Genomic DNA, 21789 nt, shown 5'->3' on the forward strand with positions numbered 1-21789 from the left:
AGATTTCAGATTTCAGATTTCAGATTTTTAGTCTAAATAGAAATCAATTCTATATTATTTATTTTTTTAGAAATTCATTAATTCCATTTTCATCCATTTGAACAACATCCCAATCATCAAGAATTTTTGCGCCACTTTTTTTGTAAAATTCAATGGCTGGAGTGTTCCAATCTAGAACATTCCATTCAATTCTTCTCACATTATCGCGTTTTCCTTGAGCTATGATTTCGCTGTAAAGTGAAAATCCTGCTCCGGTTCCGCGTTTATCTTCTTTTACAATTAAATCTTCAAGGTGAATAGTTTTTCCTTTCCAAGTAGAATATCTGTAATAATAAAGTGCAATTCCGATGATTTGGTCATCGACTTCAGCTACAAAAGTATGAAACAAAGGGTTTTCTGCAAAACCATCACGAATTAAATCGTCGACAGTTATAACAACGGCATCTGGTTCTTTTTCGAAAATTGCTAATTCTTTTATCAACTCTAAAACAGATGGCATGTCGTTTGGAGTTCCTTTTCTTATAATCATTTAAAAAAAATTAATTTCCAAAATTACAAATTGCTTTGTCAATAAACAAAAAAACAAATTCCAAATCCCAATGGAAATTGAGGGATTTGGAATTAAAAAAAATTGGGGTCTAAAAAATTTATTTTTTCTTTTTCTTGGTAGTAGTTTTTTTGGTAGTAGTTTTGGTAACAACGACTTTGTTATTGATTGGTTTTTGAACGTATGCTTTGTATAGTCCATCAGCAATTGCTCTCTGTTTAGCAGTTTCAGCTCTGTCTTTTGGGTCAGGATGTGAACTCATCATTCTAGATAGAAAATCGGCTGATGCACCACCACTTTGAGAAGCTAATAAATTAAAAGCTGATTCAACTGCGTTTACATCATAACCATGTTTCTTCATAAAATCATAAGAATAGGTATCCGCTTCAGATTCTTGTTTTCTGCTGTGTTTGCTGTCTAACATTGCGTTTCCAATTTGACCTAATTGGCTGTCTGTTAGTTTGGCAACTTTATCAGATTGTGATGAAACAGCATCAATCAATGCAGCTTTTCTTAACGCAGCTTTCATAGCGTCTTTCGTGTCTTCATTAGCAACGTGACCAATTTCGTGACCAATAACGGCAAGCAATTGATTGTCATCCATAATATCCATTAAACCTGAATAAACACGAACACTACCATCTGCAGTTGCAAATGCATTTACCTCTTTTGTTAGATATACTTTGTAGTTTAATGCTAATCCGTTTTCGCTTGCATGTTTTCCAAAAATTCTGTTTAGTCTAAGTGTATAACCATCTTTTGGTCCAGCTACAACATTAGTTGAATCCATTTTTCTAACAGCTTCTTTAGATAATTTTGCAGCATCTTCATTAGAAAATGTAAAGCTTGCAACTCCATTTTGTAAAGCACCAAGAGCTTTTTCTCCCAAGTTAATTTGAGCATTTGCTTTAGAAATATTTAAAATAACTAATAAGGCAATTGTAAAAAATGATTTGATTTTCATTGTATTATGATTTAATAAATTGAAGAACAAAGATAAAATAAGTTTGATAATAAATTTGTAGTATTAATTCGTTTAATTGATTTGAAATTTAATAAAATAAACGATATTTGCACAAATAACTACAACGATTTCGTAATGGAAGAACGCAATAAAACCTTAGGTGAATTTATCATTGAAAATCAAAATGCTTTTCAGTATTCCTCAGGAGAATTATCAAGAATTATAAACTCAATTCGACTAGCAGCAAAAGTTGTTAACTACAAAGTAAATAAAGCTGGATTGGTTGATATTGTTGGAGCAGCAGGAGAACAAAATGTTCAAGGTGAAGACCAACAAAAATTGGATGTTTATGCCAATGAAGTTTTTATTCAAACGTTAATCAATCGTGAAATTGTGTGTGGAATCGCTTCAGAAGAAAATGACGATTTTATTACAGTTGCAGGTTCAGATAATTCTCACAGTAATAAATATGTGGTTTTAATGGATCCTTTAGATGGTTCTTCTAATATTGATGTCAACGTTTCTGTTGGAACAATTTTTTCTGTTTTTAGAAGAAAAACTCCTGTTGGAACTCCAGTAACAAGTGAAGATTTTTTACAACCAGGAACACAACAAGTTGCAGCTGGATATGTTATTTATGGAACTTCAACGATGTTGGTTTATACAACTGGTCATGGTGTAAATGGTTTTACTTTAAACCCAGCTATTGGAACTTTTTATCTTTCACATCCAAATATGCAATATCCAAAAGATGGAACTATTTATTCGATAAATGAAGGAAATTATGTGCATTTTCCTCAAGGAGTGAAAGATTATATAAAATATTGTCAGCTTGAAGAAGGCGATAGACCTTATACTTCAAGATATATTGGAAGTCTAGTTTCCGATATGCATCGAAATATGATTAAAGGTGGGATTTATATTTATCCAACAAGTTCAAAAGCTCCAAATGGTAAACTTAGATTGTTGTATGAATGTAATCCAATGGCTTTTATTGCTGAGCAAGCTGGCGGAAAAGCAATTGATGGTTATAGAAGAATTATGGAAATTCAACCAACAGAATTGCACCAAAGAGTTCCTTTTTTCTGTGGAAGTTACAATATGGTTAGTAAGGCAGAAGAATTTATGAAAGCATCTGATTTGTAGAACAAATTCTACAAAAACATAAAATACTGAAAAGTAGCTTAGTTGAAAGAAAAATTACTAAATTTGCAAACATTTTTTTCAACAAAAACTACTTACTTATATGTCTAAAAATCAATCAAAAGAAACAGAAGCTCCAGCAGTAAACCCACTAGAATCTGCTCAAAGATTGGAAGCTATCAAAAACCTGATTTTTGGTGAAAACATTCAGCAAATTGATCAGGAATTTCAAGCGATTAAAAATCACATTGAAAAAAGAAAAGAGGAATTAGAAGACTTTATTGCTGAAACTCGTAAGGAGTTGAACAGTACTATCGATAATTTAGCTACCGATTTAAACATCAGAATTACTGATTTAGAGAACAGTATGAATGATAAAACGGATGAATTAAACCACAAAAAAGTCGATAGAAACTTACTTGGAACTCTTCTAGTTTCTATGGGTGAAAAAATAATGAAGGACTAATTCATTATTATGACAGATTCAGAGAAATTAATTAAGCTCAAAGAACTTCTTCTTAGTGAGGACAGAGATTTTGCGCAAAATATTCTACAAAAATTAGATTCTCTTGAAGATACGGTTAACACGCACGAAAAACTTTCTGAAAAAGTAAACCCAATTATTGATAAAAAAATAGACACTTTTGTGGAAGAAATTCCAACAAAATTAGGTCCAGTTATTGCCGATGCTTTGACCAAATCGCAGGATAAAGTGGTGGAAGCTCTTTTTCCAATCATTGGTAAAATGATAAAGAAATACATCCAGCAAGAAATTAAGGTGCTTTCTGATAGTATTAATAGTCAGGTTCAAACTACTTTTTCAATTAAAACCTGGCAACGAAAAGTTAAAGCGATTTTCACAGGAGTTTCCGAAAAAGAAATCATTTTGAGCGAAATGAATCAAACTTCTGTCGAACAAATTTTTGTTATCGAAAAAGGTTCGGGTTTGATTATTTCAAGTGCATCCAAACAAGAAAGTATTGATGAAGATATGATTGCTGGAATGTTAACAGCGATTAAAAGTTTCGTTGAAGATGCCTTCAAAAAAGACCAACAAAGCTTAGAATCAATTCAATATGAATTATTTGAAATTCATATTCAAAATTTTACTTCCTATTATTTTGCAGTTGTAATTTCTGGAGGATTTGATGCTTCTTTTAAAAATAAATTAGAAAATAAATTATTCGATATTGCTTCTCATATTAAAACAGATGCTGTCGATAAAGAACATATAACCATTAAGCTAACAGAATTCATCCATGAATAGTTCGAAAAAAGTTGTTTTAGTAGGACATTTTGGTGTTGGAAAATCTTCTTTGATGAGGCGATTTGTTCAAAACACATTTTCTGATAATTATATTGTTACTATCGGTGTTCATATTCTCAAAAAAGAAATTAAAATTGAAGAACTAAATCTAACTTTAGTAATTTGGGATATTGAAGGAAAAGACGATATTCAAAAAGTACGTTCGTCTTATCTTTTAGGTACTTCAGGATTTATTTATGTTATCGATCCAACGCGTTCACAAACCTATGAACGATTTAATGAAGAGATTGATTTTTTAAAAACAACCTATTCAACTTCAAAAATTGTTTCTGTTGCCAATAAATCAGATTTAATTGACATAGAGGAATTTAAAAAATTACTAAAGCAAGAAAATATTTCAATTGACTATTTTGCAAGTGCCAAAGAAGGAATTGAAGTTGAAAATTTATTTCAAACAATTGGACTGAAAATGGCAAAAAATGTTTGAGCAAATTAGAAATAAATATCTCTATAATAAAACTCAAATTGTAGTTTTAGACAAGCAAGGAATTGTTTTGCATTCCGATGATTTGCTTTATAAAATTCAGAAACAAACTTCGATTTCTGATTTTCATCCTTTTTTTGAGACCATTATTTCTTTGATTGATTTAGAATACAATGAGTTTACATTTAGCTGTATTCACATTGATTATGAAGGAATTAAAAAAACTATTGACGTCATTTTCAATTCAGGTTCAAATAATGAAAATCCGTTTCTAATTTTTATTGATTTTACAGAACACTACAATAATTTTCAAAGCATTGCCCAAGAAAAAAATGAATCTGTTCTCAGTTTTCATTTGGCAGAAATAAAAAACCAGCAATTACAATCGGAGAAGAATTTTAAAAACAAATTCTTAGCCAATGTAAGTCATGATTTGAAAACACCATTAAGTGCTTCGTTATGGTTTTTGGGGATGTTAGAAAAATCTGAAATCACTTCTTCTCAAAAGGAAATGATTGCATTAATGAAAGAAACAACAAATCATATAAAAGAGCTAGTAGATGATATTTTAGATTTATCAAAAATAGAAATGGGGCAAATAAAACTTCAAACTGCTCCATTTGATTTTATTGAAATGCTTTACCATATTGAAAAAATTATAGCTCCAAAAGCAAGAACCAAAAAACTTGATTTTCAAATTGTAAAAGATAAAAACCTGCCAAAATTAGTGGTTGGTGATAAAACTAGAATTGTACAAATTATTATCAATTTGCTAGATAATGCCATAAAATTTACCAAAAAAGGCAGTGTTATTCTTTCGGTTGTTGTAAAAGAAATTGAAAGTAATAATGCTACAATTTTGATAAAAGTTGCCGATACAGGAACAGGAATAAAAGCTAATGAAAAAGGCGAAGTTTTTCAAAGTTTCAAAAAACTTCACGATTCCAAAAAAATTGATGGTTCTGGTTTAGGACTTTCTATTGTTTCAAATCTATTAGAATTAATGGGAGGTAAAATAGATTATCAAACAGAATTAAATGTAGGTACCACTTTTGAGATTGAAATTCCTTTAGAAATTAAAGAAAGTGAAGTTGGTACTAAACCATTTGAATTTATTGAAATCATCAATAAACTTAATGTACTTATTGTAGAAGACGATGAAATTAATCAACTTTTATTGATGAAATTGTTATTAAATCATGGTGGATTTAATATTAATATTGCTAATAATGGTTTGCAAGCTATTGAAATGGTAGAACAAAATCCATATGATTTAATTTTTATGGATAAAGAAATGCCCCAAATGGATGGCTATCAAACTACAGTTGTTTTGAGGGAAAATATAAAAAACGAAATTAATTCTATTCCAATTATTGGCGTTTCTGGCCATCCTGTTGCTAATCAAAAGGAGATTTTTGACGCAATGGGTTTTAATGGGTATATTACAAAGCCATACAAGAAAGAAGAAATTTATGAAATGGTTTATGAAGTATTAAAACTAAAAAAGTCCTAATTTCTTAGGACTTTTTTATATTTCAAAGAATAATTATATTACTTATTCATGTGAGTCATTTCAAAAGTAAATGTGTCTAAATCAACACCCATTACTAATAAAGACAATGCTTTGTCAACTATGTAATTTACATTTCCTGGAGTAAATCCTAATGCCAAAGCAAAACGAGTTAAAATTTCTTTTTGTTTTGGTCCAAGAATGTGATCTGCATAAACCATTCTTGATAAATCATACAAACGCTCCAATCTGTGCGCATAAGAATACGGCGGATTGATTGGGTATTTCAATGGATTTTCAAGAATTTCTTCATATTCAGCTGCCGAAATTTCTAATCTTACAGCTAGTTTATCTAAAAATTCTTTTTCTTCTTTGCTCAAATCTCCGTCAGAAGTGGCAACACGAACAATAGCCGAAAAATGACCTTTATTTCTCGTTTTAAATTCGCTATCAAATAAATCTGAAAATGACATAATTATAATGGTTTTATTATGCAAATATAATTCAAATTCCTCAAAAACCGAAAATGTTTTTCATCGAATTTAAGATAATCTTTTCTGCCAAATTCAAAATAAATTGTAAGTTTACATTCCTAAAAATTGCTAAAAACCGAACTTATGTCAGATTTTTGGATTTATTTCAAAATTGGTCTCAACCATGTTTTAGACATCAATGGCTACGATCACGTTTTATTTCTAATCGCGCTAACCGTTCCTTATGCTTTCAAAGATTGGAAAAGAATACTTTTATTAGTTACCATTTTTACCATCGGACACACGCTAGCCTTGATGCTTTCTGTTTTTAATATCGTAACTGTTCAAGCTAATATTGTTGAATTTCTGATTCCAATTACAATTCTAATAACAGCATTTTTCAATCTTTTTACAGCAGGAAAATCCTCAAAACAAGAAAGTATAACCTTCATTGGAGCCATAACTTTATTCTTCGGAATCATTCATGGATTAGGATTTTCAAACTATTTTAAAGAAATCCTTCCAGGAAAACCAACTGACAAATTGTGGCCATTACTAGAATTCGCACTCGGAATTGAAGCCGCGCAAATTATTGTAGTTTTAGTGGTTTTAATTTTATCATTCATCGTTCAAACCTTATTCCGATTTAGCAAACGCGATTTTACATTAACCATGTCAGCATTTGTCATTGGAGTTGTAATTCCGTTAATCATCGAAAGCCCAATTTGGAAACGATAATATTAGAATAGGAGCGAATCAGTAGTTATATTTGTAAACCATTTTCCTGCTTTTCGTTGCAATCTTTTCTTTAAAAAAAGAAAAGGATTTCCTCTACAATCAGGGCTAAATAAGATACCATTTGAATAGAGTTCAGAAATAAATAAAAAAAACTTTGTGCCTTCGTGCCTTAAATAAATAATGAAGAGATACTGAAACAAGTTCAGCATTAATATGAAAGACAAAAAACAAAATAAATACGATAAAGCTTACCTAAGAATTGCTGCCGAATGGAGTAAACTTTCTTATTGTAAGCGCAAGCAAGTAGGCGCAATAATTGTCCGCGACCGAATGATAATTTCCGATGGCTACAACGGAACACCTTCAGGATTTGAAAATTGCTGCGAAGATGACGAAGGATTAACACAATGGTATGTGCTTCACGCCGAGGCAAATGCTATTTTAAAAGTAGCTCGTTCAACACAATCTTGTGATAACGCAACTTTATATATTACGCTTTCTCCTTGCAAAGAATGTAGTAAACTAATTCACCAATCAGGGATAAAACGAGTGGTTTATCAAAATGGTTATCGCGACACCTCAGGAATTGATTTCCTTGAAAAAGCTGGAATCGAAGTTTCTCAAATTGAAGAGTTAGATTAAGTTTTATAAAGTTTTAGGAAATAATAGGATATGTTTAACGTTCCTATACTATAAAGCTTTGTAATTTTGACAAGCTAATTAATTGTTTTTCATGAAAATTAATAAAATCTATTTACCATTACTTTTTTTCTCGTGCGTGGCGCTTGGCATTGTCATTGGTGGTTTGATTAATTATCCTGTGACAAAACCTTCTTTATCTAAAAACGATTATAAAACAAAACTCAATAAACTTATTAATTTTATTGATAATGAGTATGTTGATGATGTAAAAACCGACTCCATTGTAGATTTAACGGTTAATAACATTCTTGCTAATCTTGATCCTCATTCGGTTTATGTTCCGCCAAGTGAGCAAACTGCTGTTGCTGAGAACATGAAAGGTGATTTCGTTGGAATTGGGGTTAATTTCTATAATTATAATGATACAATTGCCGTAATAAAACCAATAGAAAATGGTCCAGCAGAAAAAGCCGGAATCAAATCTGGTGATAGAATTTTGTATGCAGATAATTTCAAACTTTTTGGTAAAAAACTAAAAAATGAAGTGCTTTACAGCAAATTAAAAGGCGAAAAAGAATCGGAAGTTACCTTGACAATTTACAGAAAATCTGAAAATAAAAATCTAAAAATTAAAGTAATACGCGATATCATACCTATAAAAAGTGTTGATATTGCTATACTTTTAAATAAAACTACTGGTTATATAAAAATCAATCGTTTTGCTGAAACTACAGCCGATGAATTTCATACAGCTTTACTGAAATTGAAGAAAAGTGGTATCAATTCACTTGTGATTGATTTACGTGAAAATGGTGGCGGATTTATGGAAATGGCAGTAGAAATAGCCGACGAATTATTGAAAGATAAAGAATTAATAGTTTTTACTAAAAACAAAAAAGGGAGTATAGATAAAACTTTTGCAACAGACGAAGGTAATTTTGAGACTGGAAAAGTTGCTGTTTTGATTGATGAAAATTCAGCTTCTGCAAGCGAGATTTTAGCTGGGGCTATTCAAGATAATGATAGAGGTTTGGTTTACGGAAGACGTTCTTTTGGAAAAGGATTAGTGCAACGCGAAATGGGTTTTGATGACGGTTCAGCAGTGCGATTGACTATTGCAAGATATTACACGCCAAGCGGAAGAAGCATTCAAAAACCTTATGTAAAAGGACATACTGAAGAATATTACAAAGAATCTGAAACGCGTTTTGAAAGTGGCGAATTGTATGAAAAAGGCAAAATAAAAATTGCTGATTCCTTAAAATTCAAAACTAAAAAAGGAAGAACAGTTTATGGTGGTGGCGGAATTGTACCAGATGTTTTCGTTCCTTTAGAAGTAGAACACGGTCAAGAAAGTTTAGAATACATTCTTCAAACAGGTATCGTTGGACATTTTGTTTTTGAACAATTAGACCAAAATAGAAATGCTTTCAAAGGTGATGATTTTCAAAAGTTTCAAGCTAAAATGATGCAAAATGAATCTTACATCGATTTGTTCGAAAAATACCTTTCTAAAGCTGGTTTAGACATTAGTTTGAACAAAAGTAGAGCATTAGTTAATCGTTACATCACTGCAGAATTTGCTCGTCAATTATTTGGAGAAAATCAATATTACCAAATTATTTTGAAAGAAGATAAAATGGTGAAAACGGTTTTGAATGGTAAAAATTAACTTTTTTTACACTTAAAGTGTAAATTAAACTACTTCCTAATCGAATCGTGTGCTTGACTCGAAATCCCATCATTCCATAACGTTAGAATATCGGTTGCTACGGCAGCACCACTTCCAGCAGCGATTGCTAATTGGCTTCTGTGTCCTGCAAGAGTTCCAGCTACATAAATGCCTCCGGCAACTTTGTGGTCATCATTTTTTAATTGGATGCGTTGTTTTTCAGCAATTGTTTTTTTGTGAGGTTCTACAAAGTGCATTAAACCTTCAATTGCAAACGTATTTGCAGAGCCAATTCCAACAACAACATTCTTCGTTTGATACGAGTTTTTGTTTGTGATTACATTGAAATTTGGAGAATCACCTTCAATTTTTAAAACTTTTTCACCTTCAATTTGCGTAACATGAGGATATAAATCTTGTAGTTGTTCCAAACTTTCAGTTAAAAGTTCAGAGCCTAATTTTCCTGCAGGAATTCCGTATGCATTATTAAATAAAGCTTCTTGTAAAGAAGAGGTTTTTTGATGTGTAATAATTCCGATTTTTTTATCTTGAGCAAAGGCTTTTTTGTAAGCTGAACCCAATACTAGTGCACAAGAAACTCCAGAAACGCCACCGCCAATTATTAAAACATCAAACATAAATTGTAAAAATTAAAAAATTTAAACTCCAAATTCCAAATACAACTAAAAAAATTGGAATTTTGACACGAGCGTTAGCGAACTGGCGTAGCAATTTATAAATTGGAATTTATATTAGTTATTGATTTTTTAATTTCTCTTCAATTTTTTTAGACATTTTGAAGATAAGTAAAATTAAAACAGCGCAAAAAGCAGCAGCAATTCCAACTAAAGCAATCAAACTATCACCTTCAAATGGATTTTGAAAATCAAGTAAAGTGATGTTGAAAACCATTAAGCCAACAGCAAGTAAAATTAGTATAGTAGTAAAAATTTTCATTGATAAATATTTGATACAAAAATAGTAAAAATCAGATTAAATGAATAATCCTTTAACATTAGCTGCAAATAATTTAACAGCAATGGCTAGAAGCACAACGCCAAAGGTTTTTCTGATGACACCAAGTCCGTTTTTTCCCAGAAACTTCTCAATTTTTGCTGATGATTTTAAAACGGCATAAACTAAAATTATGTTTAAAACGATAGCAATTATAATGTTTATAGTTGCAAATTGCGAACGTAATGAAAGTAACGTAGTCATTGTTCCAGCACCAGCAATCAACGGAAATGCTAAAGGAACAATCGATGCTGATGAATTAGCTTCTTCTTTATAAATTCGAATTCCGAGAATCATTTCTAATGCTAAAAAGAAAAGAACAAACGAACCTGCAACGGCAAAAGAGTGAACGTCAATTCCAATTAATTTTAATAATTCTTCTCCAACAAAAAGGAAAACAATCATAATAACTCCAGCAACAACCGAAGCTTTTTCTGACTCAATATGACCAAATTTTTGACGTAATTCTACAATAATAGGAATCGTTCCTACAATATCAATTACTGCAAAAAGTACCATTCCAATCGTTACAATTTCTTTAAAATCTAATCCAAACATAATTCCTCATTTTTCAAAGTGCAAAATTACTTCTTTCCAAATTGTTAAAATCAAAACGACACGTTAATTTTAGGATATTTATCAAAACCATAAAATCATTTGTACCTTTGCCCAAAATTTTAGATAAGCGAAAATATCTAATATCTAAAATTTAATATCTAATATTTTACATATGTTTCAGTTAGGAAAAACGATAGTTTCGGAAGATATTTTAGAAAAGGATTTTGTTTGTAATCTTTCTGCGTGCCATGGTGCATGTTGTGTAGATGGAGATGCAGGCGCACCTTTGAGTGAAGAAGAAACCAAAATTTTGGAAGAAATTTATCCAAAAGTAAAACCATTTTTACGCAAAGAAGGAATTGAAGCTATTGAGAGACTGGGAACTTGGGTAAAAGGAACGGAGCAAGATTTAGAAACACCTTTAATTGATAATAAAGATTGTGCCTACGTAATTTTTGATGGTAAAACTGCTTTGTGTGGAATAGAACAAGCCTATAATCAAGGTGTTGTTTCATGGAAAAAACCTGTGTCGTGTCATTTATATCCAATTCGTGTAAAAGATTTCACAGAATTTGCTGCGGTAAATTATGATCGTTGGGATATTTGCGACGATGCTTGTTCACTTGGAAAAGAACTGCAAGTGCCTGTATATAAATTTGTAAAAGAAGCTTTGATTAGAAAATTTGGAGAAGATTGGTACCAAGAACTAGAAAAAGTAGCCGACGATTTAAAAAACGGAAAATAAATAAAAAACGCCTTGAAATATCAAGGCGTTTTTTGTTTTAAAAGTGGAGAAGATGGGGCTCGAACCAACTATTTAATTAATTTTTTCTAAAAATTTAAATAAAAACTATTTGGTAAACAAAAACACCTTGAAATAAAGGCGTTTTTTCGTTATAAAAGTGGAGAAGATGGGGCTCGAACCCACGACCTCTTGACTGCCAGTCAAGCACTCTAGCCAACTGAGCTACATCCCCATTTTTCAAATATATTAATAAAATTTAAATTAACCTAAAGGTGTTTTTCAGTAAATTTGTGTAATAATTTAAAACAGTCGAAATGAAATTTATTTCTTTAATTCAGCAAGTCAATATTGATGATAAAATCAAAAATGCACCAGATAATGGTTATTTAATTGGTGTGTGGATAGGTTATGTTTTACCATTCGTAGTACTAATAGGACTTGCTTATTACATGTATTATCGTGCAAAAAACAGAAAAGACTTAGAGTAAAATTCCTTAAATTTGCATTCTAAAATCTAAATGATGAGTAAAATCAGAATTACCAAACAGTTTTCTTTTGAAACAGGTCATGCGCTTTATGGCTACGATGGAAAATGTAAAAATGTTCATGGACACAGTTACAAACTTTCAGTAACCGTAATTGGAACACCAATATCCGATTCGAATAATGTAAAATTCGGAATGGTAATTGATTTTTCTGATTTGAAAAAAATTGTACGCGAAGAAATAGTTGATGTTTTTGATCACGCTACAGTTTTTAATAAAAATACACCACATGTTGAGTTAGCTGAAGAATTGAAAAATCGTGGTCATCATGTAATTTTAGTTGATTATCAACCTACAAGTGAAAATATGGTAATTGATTTTGCTAAGAAAATTCAAGACAGATTGCCAAACAATATTCAATTGCATTCTTTAAAATTACAAGAAACAGAAAGCTCGTTTGCCGAATGGTATGCTTCTGATAATATGTAATTTACTACTTTTACAAAATGTCAAACAAGAAAATCTATTTCGCATCCGACCAACATTTTGGAGCTCCAACGCCTGAAGCTAGTTTTCCGCGTGAACAAAAATTCGTGGCATGGTTAGATGAAGTAAAAAAAGATGCCGAAGCCATTTTTCTATTGGGTGATTTGTTTGATTTTTGGTTCGAATATAAAACCGTTGTTCCAAAAGGATTTGTAAGAGTTCTAGGAAAGCTAGCCGAAATTAGAGATAGTGGAATTCCGATTTACTTCTTTGTTGGAAATCACGATTTGTGGATGAATGATTATTTTCAAAAAGAACTAAATATTCCAGTTTATCACGATAATAAAGAGTTTACTTTCAACAATAAAACGTTTCTAATCGGTCACGGTGACGGAAAAGGACCAGGTGATAAAGGTTACAAACGAATGAAGAAAGTATTTGTTCATCCGTTTTCAAAATGGTTGTACCGTTGGCTTCATCCAGATATTGGAATGAAATTAGCCCAATATCTTTCCGTAAAAAATAAATTGATTTCTGGAGCAGAAGACGTAAAATACTTAGGCGAAGACAACGAATGGCTAATTTTATACGCTAAGAAAAAATTAGAAACCAAGCACTATAATTACCTAATTTTTGGTCACAGACATTTACCAATGACTTTAAAAATTGGAGAAAATTCAGAATATGTAAACCTAGGCGATTGGATTGGCTACTTTACCTATGGCGTTTTTGACGGAGAAAATTTTGAATTGAAAAAATTCGAATACTTATCTAAGTAAATAATCTAAAGTTACAGCATCTAGTTTTCCATCTGGAAATAATCCATTTTTTTGTTCAAATGCACCTAATGATTCAATAGTTGTTTGTTTAAAAAGGCCATCAACAGGAATGTTATATCCTTTTTTAACCAATATTTTTTGCAATTCATATACGAAAGAACTGTAATCGCCAATCTTCAAACTATACTTTTCGGGATTGCTTTTAAAAGTTTCCATCAGGAATTTTCTTTTGATGAATTCATTGTAATCTTTTGCTTTATAACCACTTTCTTCAAAGGCAATTACGTCTTTGTCGTTCAATCCTTCGCTTTTCATTTTGGCAGATTGTACTAACTTTTCTTCATATAATTTAACGATTCCCAGCTTTTTAGTGTAACCAGAAACAACCGCTTTTGTATCGTCATCATCATCTTCTGGATTTCTAACATCTACATCATCATTTGCCCAAGCCATTTTCACATAACTATTCGCGTCTTCTATAGCTTGATAATAGTTTTGTAAAGTAGTAGCGTCATAATAGTTTAAATCAATCTTTTGGTTACTAACATAATCGCTTCCTGGCGAATGAAAACGTTGGTAATTACTATATAAATTATAGCCCAAAATCAATACGATTACTGCTAAAAGTACGATGATAATCTGTTTCATAATAAGTAGAGGTTATTTTGTAGACAAAAATAGACAAAATTCACGATACAATTTATAGTATTAATTTTTCAAATCTTTTAAACGTAATTGAACCGTCACAGTTCCATTAAATTCATTTTCATCAATGCAATAAACGACATCAAATGGTTTTCTATTTTTAGTAGATTCTAGTTTATTTCCTAATCCAAAACCAATGGCTCCAAATCCTTCCGAATTGTTTTGTTTTACAAATAACTTTAAATGTTCGTTATCTTTTCCTAATGGCTTTGCATAACCTGTATCATTTACGTTTTTAGTCATAAAAACAGGTGTCATATTTTGTGGTCCGAAAGGTTCAAATTGACTCAATAATCGAATCAACTTCGGATTAATATCTGAAAAATTGATTTCCAAATCCACCGAAATTTCAGGAATTAATAAATCTGGGTGAATGGTTTTTTGTACTTCTTTTTCAAATGCATCTTTGAATTTTTGGTAATTCTCTTCTTTCAAAGTCATTCCAGCAGCATACATGTGTCCGCCGAATTGTTCTAGATGTTCTGCGCAAGCTTCTAACGCATTATAAACATCAAAATCTTTTACCGAACGTGCTGAAGCTGCTAATTTATCACCGCTTTTTGTAAAAACAATTGTTGGTCGATAATAGGTTTCTGTCAATCTTGAAGCTACAATTCCGATAACGCCTTTGTGCCAGTTTTCTTGATAAATCACCGTTGTAAAGTTGTCTTTTTCGTTATTGTTTTCAATTTGAGCCAACGCTTCAACTGTGATTTGTTTGTCTAAATCTTTTCGGTCTGCATTGTGTTGTTCAATTTCGGAAGCAAAAATTTCGGCTTGTTCCAAATCAAATTCGGTCAATAAAGCAACCGCTTCGTTTCCGTGTTTGATTCTTCCGGCAGCGTTAATTCTCGGTGCGATAATGAAAACAACATCCGTTATGGTCAAGACTTTTTTCTTCACATTTTGAACCAAAGCCTTAATTCCAGGACGCGGATTAGAATTTATTACCTCCAAACCAAATTTGGCCAAAACTCGATTTTCACCTGTAATTGGAACAATATCAGCTGCAATAGCTGTGGCAACCAAATCTAAGTAAGGAATTAAATCAAAAATTGATTGATTTCTGTTTTCTGCCAACGCTTGAATCAATTTAAAACCCACACCACAACCGCAAAGTTCGTCATAAGGATAAGTGCAATCGTCACGTTTTGGATCTAAAACTGCAACTGCATTGGGCAATTCGTTTCCTGGTCGATGGTGATCGCAAATGATAAAATCGATGTTTTTTGCATTGGCATAATCTACATGATCGATGGATTTTATTCCGCAATCAAGCGCAATTATTAAAGAAATTCCATTGTCGTCGGCGTAGTCAATTCCTTTATAGGAAATTCCGTAACCTTCGTCGTAACGATCTGGAATGTAAGTAGCAATATTGGGATAATAACTTTTTAAATAGGAGGAAACCAACGAAACAGCAGTGGTTCCATCAACGTCATAATCGCCAAAAACTAGAATATTTTCTCCATTTGCAATAGCTTTTTCAATACGAGAAACGGCTTTGTCCATATCTTTCATCAGATACGGATTATGCAAATCGTCTAAAGTTGGTCTGAAAAATGTTTTGGCTTGGTCGTAGGTTGTAATGCCTCTTTGTACTAATAAAGTCGCAATAATTTCATCGACTTGAAGTTCGTTTTGTAGTTTCTGAACTTGTTCTTTTTCTGGCTTCGATTGTAATGTCCAACGCATAGGATATTAGATATTAGATTTTTAATATTAGATTTTGGCATGTAAATGTTTGGCAAATGTATAAATATTTATTGAAATGCAAATTTTTGAAACACAGATGACACAGATTTAACGGATTAGCGCGGATTTTTATTTGTATCTTCTTCTATTCTTAATGCGGTAGGTTTAAATATGTGAAAATAAAGATATTCATTTAAAACCATTGACATTTTATATTGAATCATTTTTTTGAATACACTGTCATTTAAATTTAGTTTATCATATTCTTTATAGTATTTAAAATCCCTATTAAGAATTTTCAACGCTGAATCTCTGAATTTAAGCACTTTAACACGGTCTGAGAAATCTAAATTATTTATTTTTTTTGAAATATCTGAAGTTAATTTAAAACGGAATTCACAATTTTTCAATTCTATAGAATCGGATTTATATTCTTGTAAACCTTTAAAATAAATATTTTGATTCTCTAAATTATTCTGACGTATTGATTCACTAATATTATTATAAAGAAATTCATAACTATCATCTTTCTCCTCTTTTTTACAAGAAAAAAGGATAAAAGATACTATCAAAAGAATGAAATATTTTTTCATAAATAGATTTAATTATGTTTTAACCAAATGAATGCTATCTTTAATACAATATCCACCTTTTGGCGTTTTTCTTCGAAGTGTTTTAATACTTTAATTCCAAAGCTTCACCATCAAATGAAATTTCATCCCAACCAAATGTCATAAAATTTCTAATATTTTGATGGTCAATTCCATCAGGATTTTTTAAAACATCATCAAAATAATAACTTCCAAAAAGCGATAAAGTTGCGTCTTTTTCTAGATGATGAATTTTAGCAAAAGCAAAAATTTTGCAAGAACCGTTATTTTCACCGGCATTATTTAGTTGATTTCCGTTTTTGAAAGTAGTAGTAGTGAAGTTATAATTTGAATCAATTACTTCAATTGTTTCTTGAAAAGTTATTAATTCTGGATTTTGTTTTACTTTATTTAAAAAGTTATCAATGTTACTCATTGTCGTCTTTTCTTTTGTCTTTTACTGAAATTTTTCCGCTAACAACCGCAACAATTTCACCTTTCGGAGCTTTTGCTTCAAAGTGTTTTAAAACTTCTTCGGCAGTTCCGCGAATGGTTTCTTCATGCAGTTTTGATAATTCTCTTGAGATAGAAACTTGGCGTTCGGCTCCAAAATACTGCACAAATTCGGCTAAAGTTTTTACCAATTTGTGTGGCGAAACATAGAAAATCATCGTTCGCGTTTCTTCTGCTAAAGCTAAATATCTTGTTTGTCTTCCTTTTTTTTCGGGTAAGAAACCTTCAAATATAAATCTATCGTTGGGCAAACCGCTGTTTACTAATGCTGGTACAAAAGCAGTTGCACCAGGCAAACAATCAACTTCAATATTATTTTCAACGCAAGCGCGTGTTAATAAAAAACCAGGGTCAGAAATGGCTGGCGTTCCTGCATCAGAAATTAAAGCAATCGTTTCGCCGCCTTTTAATCTAGCAATCAAATTGTCAACGGTTTTGTGTTCGTTGTGCATGTGATGACTGTGCATGTGAGTGGAAATTTCGAAATGCTTCAATAGTTTTCCACTGGTGCGCGTGTCTTCAGCTAGGATTAAATCGGCTTCTTTTAAAACTTTTATAGCTCTAAAAGTCATGTCTTCAAGATTGCCAATTGGCGTTGGAACAATATAAAGTTTAGACATTTATAAAAACTTTTTCTCAACCAATTCAATAAATCTATCAGCATAATCGTCTGCGCCAACCCAATTGTTATAATCAGGCTTAATGATTTCGTCAATAAAATCTTTTGCTTCTCTAAAAGTGCTGAACGTATTTAATTGTGATAAAACGCGGTTGTAATCTTCGTTGCTGTCTGCAAAAAGGAATTTTACAAATCCCATTCTGTCATTCAATCCGATATTGATGGTTTTAGAAAGTTTATCATTCAAAGAAGGTGTTTTTCCTTCAAATCGATCTACAATAATATCATCCGATTTTTCAAAAACCTCTTTTTTAGAAGTTGGAAGTGTTACATCATTTGGTTTTACAAAAACAGGTTCGGTATAATTTTGACCTAATAAATCTTCAAAAGAAATTTGCTGTGCTTTAGTCTGAACTTGATTCAGACTCTCGTCTTCTTCTACTTTCGGTTCTTCGATTTCTACAGTTTCAACCGGAGTTTCTGCAGCTAATTCAAAAATAGGTTCAAAATCTAAGTCGCTCTTAGCTTCACCAACAGGAACTTCTTCTTCAATTTCATCTTCTTCCTCAAGTGTGATTTCTCCAACAATAACTGGTTCTTCTTCAACAGCTTCTTCTTGAACTTCGGTTTCTTCAGATGCAGTAACAATTTCTTGTTCAACAACTTCTTCAACTTCTGCTACAATTTCTTCCTTTTGTTCTTCAACTTCTTTAGCAATTTCTTCAACAACTACTTTTGGAGTTGCAACAACTGTTTTATTTTCAACAAAACTTTCGATTTTTTCTTCGATATCTTCGTTAGAAATATCCGATTTTACTTGCTCATAGTTGTCACCATAAAACTTCAAAACCGTTAATGCTTCGTATAATTTTTGGGTTTCATGATACAATTGATCGATTTCCGATTTGTTTTTTAGCTTCAAAACTCGGTGTGCAATGCTGATTAATTCGGCTTCCAATCTTTTTTTCATAACTTTTTGAAATTATAGTGACTAGCTTATCTTATTTTATAATAAATTTGTTTCGATACAAAGTAATAAAAACAATTCCTTTTTTAAGGTCTAAAAATACAAAATGTTTCTCGAAAATACAGTAAATCATAAAGAACAATTTGGTTGGATTGAAGTAATCTGCGGTTCGATGTTCTCAGGAAAGACCGAAGAACTCATCAGAAGACTCAAAAGAGCGCAATTTGCTAAGCAAAAAGTGGAGATTTTCAAACCTGCCATCGATACTCGATATGATGAAGAGATGGTAGTTTCTCACAACAAAAACGAAATTCGCTCAACGCCTGTTCCTGCTGCGGCTAATATTGCTATTTTAGCACAAGGCTGTGATGTGGTTGGTATTGACGAAGCACAGTTTTTTGATGATGAAATTGTAAAAATTTGTAATGATTTAGCCAATTCAGGAATTCGCGTTATCGTAGCCGGTTTGGATATGGATTTTAAAGGAAATCCTTTTGGTCCAATGCCTGCGCTTATGGCAACTGCGGAATATGTAACTAAAGTTCATGCTGTGTGCACACGTACAGGAAACTTAGCACATTATAGTTTTAGAAAAGCAGATAGTGATAATCTAGTTTTGCTTGGTGAAACGGAAGAATACGAACCATTAAGTAGAGCAGCTTACTACAAAGCCATGCGCGAAAATATGGAAGTAAAAGATGCAGAACATTTGTCGGAAGACACAAATCCATAGTCTAAATTGACACTTTCCATAAGAAATATCATCCCAATCATTAAAGCACAATTTGTTGGCGTTAATGAAATTGCTGTAATCGATTCGGTTTCTATTGATAGTCGTTCGCTTCAAAATTCTGAAAGCACTTTATTTTTCGCTATAGTTGGTCCAAATCATGACGGGCATCATTATATTTCTAATTTAATTTCAATTGGTGTTTCCAATTTTGTGGTGAATCATGTTCCAAAAGAATTTGAAAATAAAGCTAATTTTTTGGTGGTTGAAAATACAATTGAAGCTTTACAAAACTTCGCATCAGCCTACAGAAGCAATTTCGATTTCCCAATTATTGGTGTCACAGGAAGTAACGGAAAAACCATCATCAAAGAATGGTTGAACTTTTTGTTAAGTCCGGATTATAATATTATTCGTTCTCCCAAAAGTTATAATTCCCAAGTTGGAGTGCCACTTTCGGTTTTAGGAATCAATGAAAAACACAATCTCGGAATTTTTGAAGCAGGAATTTCTACCATAAATGAGATGGAAAACCTTCAAAAAATTATCCAACCAACTATCGGAATTTTGTCTAATATTGGTTCGGCTCACGATGAAGGTTTTCATGATATTGGGGAAAAAATCAAAGAAAAACTAAAACTTTTTACCTCAGTTGAAGTTTTGATAATGAATACGAACAAAACGATTGAAGCTTTTTTGAATCCAAAAATAAACCGATTTACTTGGAGTTCAGATGATAAAAAAGCAGACGTTTTTGTAATTGCAAAAGAATACCCAGATCAAACAGAACTCAAAATAACCTATCACAAACTTTGTTTTAAAATTACAATTCCGTTTAACGACCAGGCGTCTATTGAAAATGCTATTCAATGTTTGATGGTGCTTTTGTATTTCAAATACGATCAAGATACCATTCAAAATCGTATGCAATTGCTTTATCCTGTAGAAATGCGCTTGAAAGTTAAAAACGGAATCAATAACACAACACTAATCGATGATAGTTATAGTTCTGATTATCAATCGTTAAAAATAGCATTAGATTTTCTTGAAAGTCAGAAACAATACAAAAAGAAAACCTTAATTCTGTCGGATATTTTTCAAAGCGGATTGGTTTTGGAAGAATTGTATTCTAAAGTTTCTCATTTAATTGTTTCCAACAAAATCAATCGTGTTATTGCTATTGGAGCAACAATTTCAACTTTTAAAAATAAGTTTCCAAATTGTATCGCATTTGAATCAACCGAAAAATTCCTTCAAAATATCGATACCATTTCTTTTGAAAATGAAACCATTTTGATAAAAGGTGCACGCCATTTTCACTTCGAAGAAATCGTTTCAATATTGGAAGAAAAAACACATGAAACGGTTTTAGAAATCAATCTAAATGCCATTACTCATAACCTGAATTATTTTAAATCCAAATTAAATCCAAAGACCAAATTGATGGTTATGGTAAAAGCTTTTGGATATGGAAATGGAGGTTATGAAATCGCCAAATTGCTTTCGCATCATAAAGTAGATTATCTTGGAGTAGCTTTCGCCGATGAAGGAATTTCGTTAAAAAATGCTGGAATTGATTTGCCGATTATGGTTTTGAATCCTGAAAACACCAGTTTTTCTGCTATTATTCAGCATCAATTGGAACCCGAAATTTATTCGATAAAAGGATTGAATGCTTTCTTGAAAATTGCCGAACAAAAAAAGTTAAAGCATTTCCCAATACATATAAAATTAGATACCGGAATGCATCGATTAGGATTTGAAGAGGAAACTATTGATGAATTAATTGCCAAACTGAAAGACAACAAAACGGTTGAGGTAAAAAGTATCTTATCACATTTGTCAGCAAGTGATGACATGAAATTTGTTGATTTTACGCTTTCACAAATTAAATTATTTGAAAAATTATCTTCCAAGTTAATTACTGAATTGCAAATAAATCCGATTCGTCATATTTTGAATACTTCAGGAATTTCTAATTATTCTCAAGCGCAATATGATATGGTTCGACTAGGAATTGGACTTTATGGAGTTTCCAACGATGAAGACGAACAAAAATTATTAGAAAATGTCGGTACTTTAAAATCTATAATTTCTCAAATTAGAACTATTGAAGAAGGAGAAAGCGTAGGTTACAGCCGAAGATTTATGGCAACCCAAACCACAAAAGTTGCCACAATTCCAATTGGTTATGCCGATGGAATTTCAAGACATTGGGGAAATGGAGTAGGTTATGTAACTATAAAAAATAAAAAAGCACCGATTTTAGGAAGTGTTTGTATGGATATGCTAATGGTTGATATCACCGAAATTGATTGCAAAGAAGGAACAGAAGTTACCATTTTTGGAGACAATCCAACAGTAAGTTTTATGGCAAAACAACTAGGTACCATTCCTTATGAAATTATGACAAGTATCTCGCAACGCGTGAAGAGGGTTTTTTATAGGGAATAGTTTTTTCTT

26 protein-coding genes and 1 tRNA gene are annotated in these 21789 nt (G+C 31.6%); 14 read left to right on the forward strand and 13 right to left on the reverse strand.

Features of this window, described 5'->3' with window-relative positions:
* Positions 1 to 58: 58 nt before the first annotated feature.
* Together ACIQ06_RS00315 and ACIQ06_RS00320 are read right to left on the reverse strand one after the other, a co-directional pair.
* Positions 59 to 529, reverse strand: a complete 471-nt coding sequence (locus ACIQ06_RS00315; RefSeq protein ID WP_396142826.1) for a GNAT family N-acetyltransferase — start codon at positions 527 to 529, stop codon at positions 59 to 61.
* A gap of 118 nt (positions 530 to 647) precedes the next feature.
* On the reverse strand, positions 648 to 1511 hold the full coding sequence (locus ACIQ06_RS00320) for a M48 family metalloprotease (protein ID WP_396142828.1): 864 nt from the start codon (positions 1509 to 1511) through the stop codon (positions 648 to 650).
* A 135-nt stretch (positions 1512 to 1646) separates the two neighbouring features.
* Between ACIQ06_RS00320 and fbp the strand changes: the two genes are divergently transcribed.
* The 5 genes from fbp to ACIQ06_RS00345 all read left to right on the forward strand — a co-directional run bounded on the left by fbp (position 1647) and on the right by ACIQ06_RS00345 (position 5918).
* On the forward strand, positions 1647 to 2657 hold the full coding sequence (gene fbp / locus ACIQ06_RS00325; RefSeq protein WP_396143145.1) for a class 1 fructose-bisphosphatase: 1011 nt from the start codon (positions 1647 to 1649) through the stop codon (positions 2655 to 2657).
* Positions 2658 to 2757: 100 nt separating this feature from the next.
* Entirely contained in the window at positions 2758 to 3120 is a 363-nt protein-coding gene (locus ACIQ06_RS00330; RefSeq protein WP_298116569.1) for a fructose 1,6-bisphosphatase, read from the forward strand.
* A 9-nt stretch (positions 3121 to 3129) separates the two neighbouring features.
* Positions 3130 to 3921: a cell envelope biogenesis protein OmpA gene (locus ACIQ06_RS00335; protein ID WP_396142831.1), complete on the forward strand. Its 792-nt coding sequence runs from the start codon at positions 3130 to 3132 to the stop codon at positions 3919 to 3921.
* A complete protein-coding gene (locus tag ACIQ06_RS00340; RefSeq protein ID WP_396142834.1) occupies positions 3914 to 4408 on the forward strand; it encodes a Rab family GTPase in 495 nt (164 codons plus the stop codon). The genes ACIQ06_RS00335 and ACIQ06_RS00340 overlap by 8 nt, the downstream gene beginning before the upstream one ends.
* Positions 4401 to 5918: a hybrid sensor histidine kinase/response regulator gene (locus tag ACIQ06_RS00345; protein WP_396142837.1), complete on the forward strand. Its 1518-nt coding sequence runs from the start codon at positions 4401 to 4403 to the stop codon at positions 5916 to 5918. The genes ACIQ06_RS00340 and ACIQ06_RS00345 overlap by 8 nt, the downstream gene beginning before the upstream one ends.
* A gap of 38 nt (positions 5919 to 5956) precedes the next feature.
* Here the strand turns inward: ACIQ06_RS00345 and ACIQ06_RS00350 are convergent, their stop codons facing one another.
* Entirely contained in the window at positions 5957 to 6388 is a 432-nt protein-coding gene (locus ACIQ06_RS00350; protein WP_396142841.1) for a TerB family tellurite resistance protein, read from the reverse strand.
* A 144-nt stretch (positions 6389 to 6532) separates the two neighbouring features.
* Between ACIQ06_RS00350 and ACIQ06_RS00355 the strand changes: the two genes are divergently transcribed.
* The 3 genes from ACIQ06_RS00355 to ACIQ06_RS00365 all read left to right on the forward strand — a co-directional run bounded on the left by ACIQ06_RS00355 (position 6533) and on the right by ACIQ06_RS00365 (position 9440).
* A complete protein-coding gene (locus ACIQ06_RS00355) occupies positions 6533 to 7126 on the forward strand; it encodes a HupE/UreJ family protein (RefSeq protein ID WP_396142843.1) in 594 nt (197 codons plus the stop codon).
* Between the two features lie 213 nt (positions 7127 to 7339).
* A complete protein-coding gene (locus ACIQ06_RS00360) occupies positions 7340 to 7768 on the forward strand; it encodes a deoxycytidylate deaminase (RefSeq protein ID WP_396142845.1) in 429 nt (142 codons plus the stop codon).
* 91 nt (positions 7769 to 7859) lie between these two features.
* Positions 7860 to 9440: a S41 family peptidase gene (locus tag ACIQ06_RS00365; protein ID WP_396142847.1), complete on the forward strand. Its 1581-nt coding sequence runs from the start codon at positions 7860 to 7862 to the stop codon at positions 9438 to 9440.
* A gap of 29 nt (positions 9441 to 9469) precedes the next feature.
* Here the strand turns inward: ACIQ06_RS00365 and ACIQ06_RS00370 are convergent, their stop codons facing one another.
* The 3 genes from ACIQ06_RS00370 to ACIQ06_RS00380 form a co-directional block, all read right to left on the reverse strand.
* Positions 9470 to 10078: an FAD-dependent oxidoreductase gene (locus ACIQ06_RS00370; RefSeq protein WP_396142850.1), complete on the reverse strand. Its 609-nt coding sequence runs from the start codon at positions 10076 to 10078 to the stop codon at positions 9470 to 9472.
* 118 nt (positions 10079 to 10196) lie between these two features.
* A complete protein-coding gene (locus tag ACIQ06_RS00375; protein WP_298308911.1) occupies positions 10197 to 10397 on the reverse strand; it encodes a hypothetical protein in 201 nt (66 codons plus the stop codon).
* A gap of 36 nt (positions 10398 to 10433) precedes the next feature.
* The gene (locus ACIQ06_RS00380; RefSeq protein WP_396142852.1) at positions 10434 to 11012 is read right to left on the reverse strand and encodes a MarC family protein; all 579 of its coding nucleotides are present in this window, start codon (positions 11010 to 11012) and stop codon (positions 10434 to 10436) included.
* A 172-nt stretch (positions 11013 to 11184) separates the two neighbouring features.
* Here ACIQ06_RS00380 and ACIQ06_RS00385 point away from each other — a divergent pair, with 172 nt between their 5' ends.
* Entirely contained in the window at positions 11185 to 11757 is a 573-nt protein-coding gene (locus ACIQ06_RS00385; protein WP_396142854.1) for a DUF3109 family protein, read from the forward strand.
* 158 nt (positions 11758 to 11915) lie between these two features.
* Here the strand turns inward: ACIQ06_RS00385 and ACIQ06_RS00390 are convergent.
* A tRNA-Ala gene (locus ACIQ06_RS00390) sits at positions 11916 to 11989 on the reverse strand.
* An 82-nt stretch (positions 11990 to 12071) separates the two neighbouring features.
* Between ACIQ06_RS00390 and ACIQ06_RS00395 the strand changes: the two genes are divergently transcribed.
* The 3 genes from ACIQ06_RS00395 to ACIQ06_RS00405 are packed head-to-tail and all read left to right on the forward strand — an operon-like array spanning position 12072 to position 13507.
* A complete protein-coding gene (locus ACIQ06_RS00395) occupies positions 12072 to 12245 on the forward strand; it encodes a hypothetical protein (RefSeq protein WP_345095114.1) in 174 nt (57 codons plus the stop codon).
* 33 nt (positions 12246 to 12278) lie between these two features.
* Positions 12279 to 12731: a 6-pyruvoyl trahydropterin synthase family protein gene (locus ACIQ06_RS00400; protein WP_396142857.1), complete on the forward strand. Its 453-nt coding sequence runs from the start codon at positions 12279 to 12281 to the stop codon at positions 12729 to 12731.
* A gap of 17 nt (positions 12732 to 12748) precedes the next feature.
* Positions 12749 to 13507 carry a UDP-2,3-diacylglucosamine diphosphatase gene (locus ACIQ06_RS00405; protein ID WP_396142859.1) on the forward strand — a complete coding sequence of 253 codons (759 nt, stop codon included), beginning with the start codon at positions 12749 to 12751 and terminating at the stop codon, positions 13505 to 13507.
* On the opposite strand, the gene ACIQ06_RS00410 is transcribed toward ACIQ06_RS00405, so the two are convergent.
* From ACIQ06_RS00410 to ACIQ06_RS00435, 6 genes are all read right to left on the reverse strand, one after another.
* Complete coding sequence (locus ACIQ06_RS00410; RefSeq protein WP_396142862.1) at positions 13496 to 14155, reverse strand: peptidoglycan-binding protein; 660 nt, start codon at positions 14153 to 14155, stop codon at positions 13496 to 13498. The two genes, ACIQ06_RS00405 and ACIQ06_RS00410, sit on opposite strands and share 12 nt — an antisense overlap.
* Before the next feature lie 60 nt (positions 14156 to 14215).
* Positions 14216 to 15907: a single-stranded-DNA-specific exonuclease RecJ gene (gene recJ / locus ACIQ06_RS00415; RefSeq protein WP_396142865.1), complete on the reverse strand. Its 1692-nt coding sequence runs from the start codon at positions 15905 to 15907 to the stop codon at positions 14216 to 14218.
* Between the two features lie 116 nt (positions 15908 to 16023).
* Positions 16024 to 16500 carry a hypothetical protein gene (locus tag ACIQ06_RS00420; protein WP_396142868.1) on the reverse strand — a complete coding sequence of 159 codons (477 nt, stop codon included), beginning with the start codon at positions 16498 to 16500 and terminating at the stop codon, positions 16024 to 16026.
* A gap of 82 nt (positions 16501 to 16582) precedes the next feature.
* The gene (locus ACIQ06_RS00425; protein WP_396142870.1) at positions 16583 to 16933 is read right to left on the reverse strand and encodes a HopJ type III effector protein; all 351 of its coding nucleotides are present in this window, start codon (positions 16931 to 16933) and stop codon (positions 16583 to 16585) included.
* Positions 16926 to 17630 (reverse strand): 16S rRNA (cytidine(1402)-2'-O)-methyltransferase, encoded by a 705-nt coding sequence (gene rsmI, locus ACIQ06_RS00430; protein WP_396142872.1) that lies wholly within the window; start codon positions 17628 to 17630, stop codon positions 16926 to 16928. Before rsmI ends, ACIQ06_RS00425 begins: the two co-directional genes overlap by 8 nt.
* Positions 17631 to 18599, reverse strand: coding sequence for a hypothetical protein (locus ACIQ06_RS00435; protein ID WP_396142874.1), 969 nt, complete (start codon positions 18597 to 18599; stop codon positions 17631 to 17633). It lies immediately after the preceding gene.
* A 103-nt stretch (positions 18600 to 18702) separates the two neighbouring features.
* Here ACIQ06_RS00435 and ACIQ06_RS00440 point away from each other — a divergent pair, with 103 nt between their 5' ends.
* Both ACIQ06_RS00440 and ACIQ06_RS00445 read left to right on the forward strand, forming a co-directional pair.
* Entirely contained in the window at positions 18703 to 19329 is a 627-nt protein-coding gene (locus ACIQ06_RS00440; RefSeq protein ID WP_298116606.1) for a thymidine kinase, read from the forward strand.
* A gap of 6 nt (positions 19330 to 19335) precedes the next feature.
* Positions 19336 to 21780 (forward strand): bifunctional UDP-N-acetylmuramoyl-tripeptide:D-alanyl-D-alanine ligase/alanine racemase, encoded by a 2445-nt coding sequence (locus tag ACIQ06_RS00445; RefSeq protein ID WP_396142877.1) that lies wholly within the window; start codon positions 19336 to 19338, stop codon positions 21778 to 21780.
* The last annotated feature ends 9 nt before the right edge of the window (positions 21781 to 21789 follow it).

The organism is Flavobacterium sp. (assembly GCF_044341265.1).
Taxonomy (GTDB): domain Bacteria; phylum Bacteroidota; class Bacteroidia; order Flavobacteriales; family Flavobacteriaceae; genus Flavobacterium.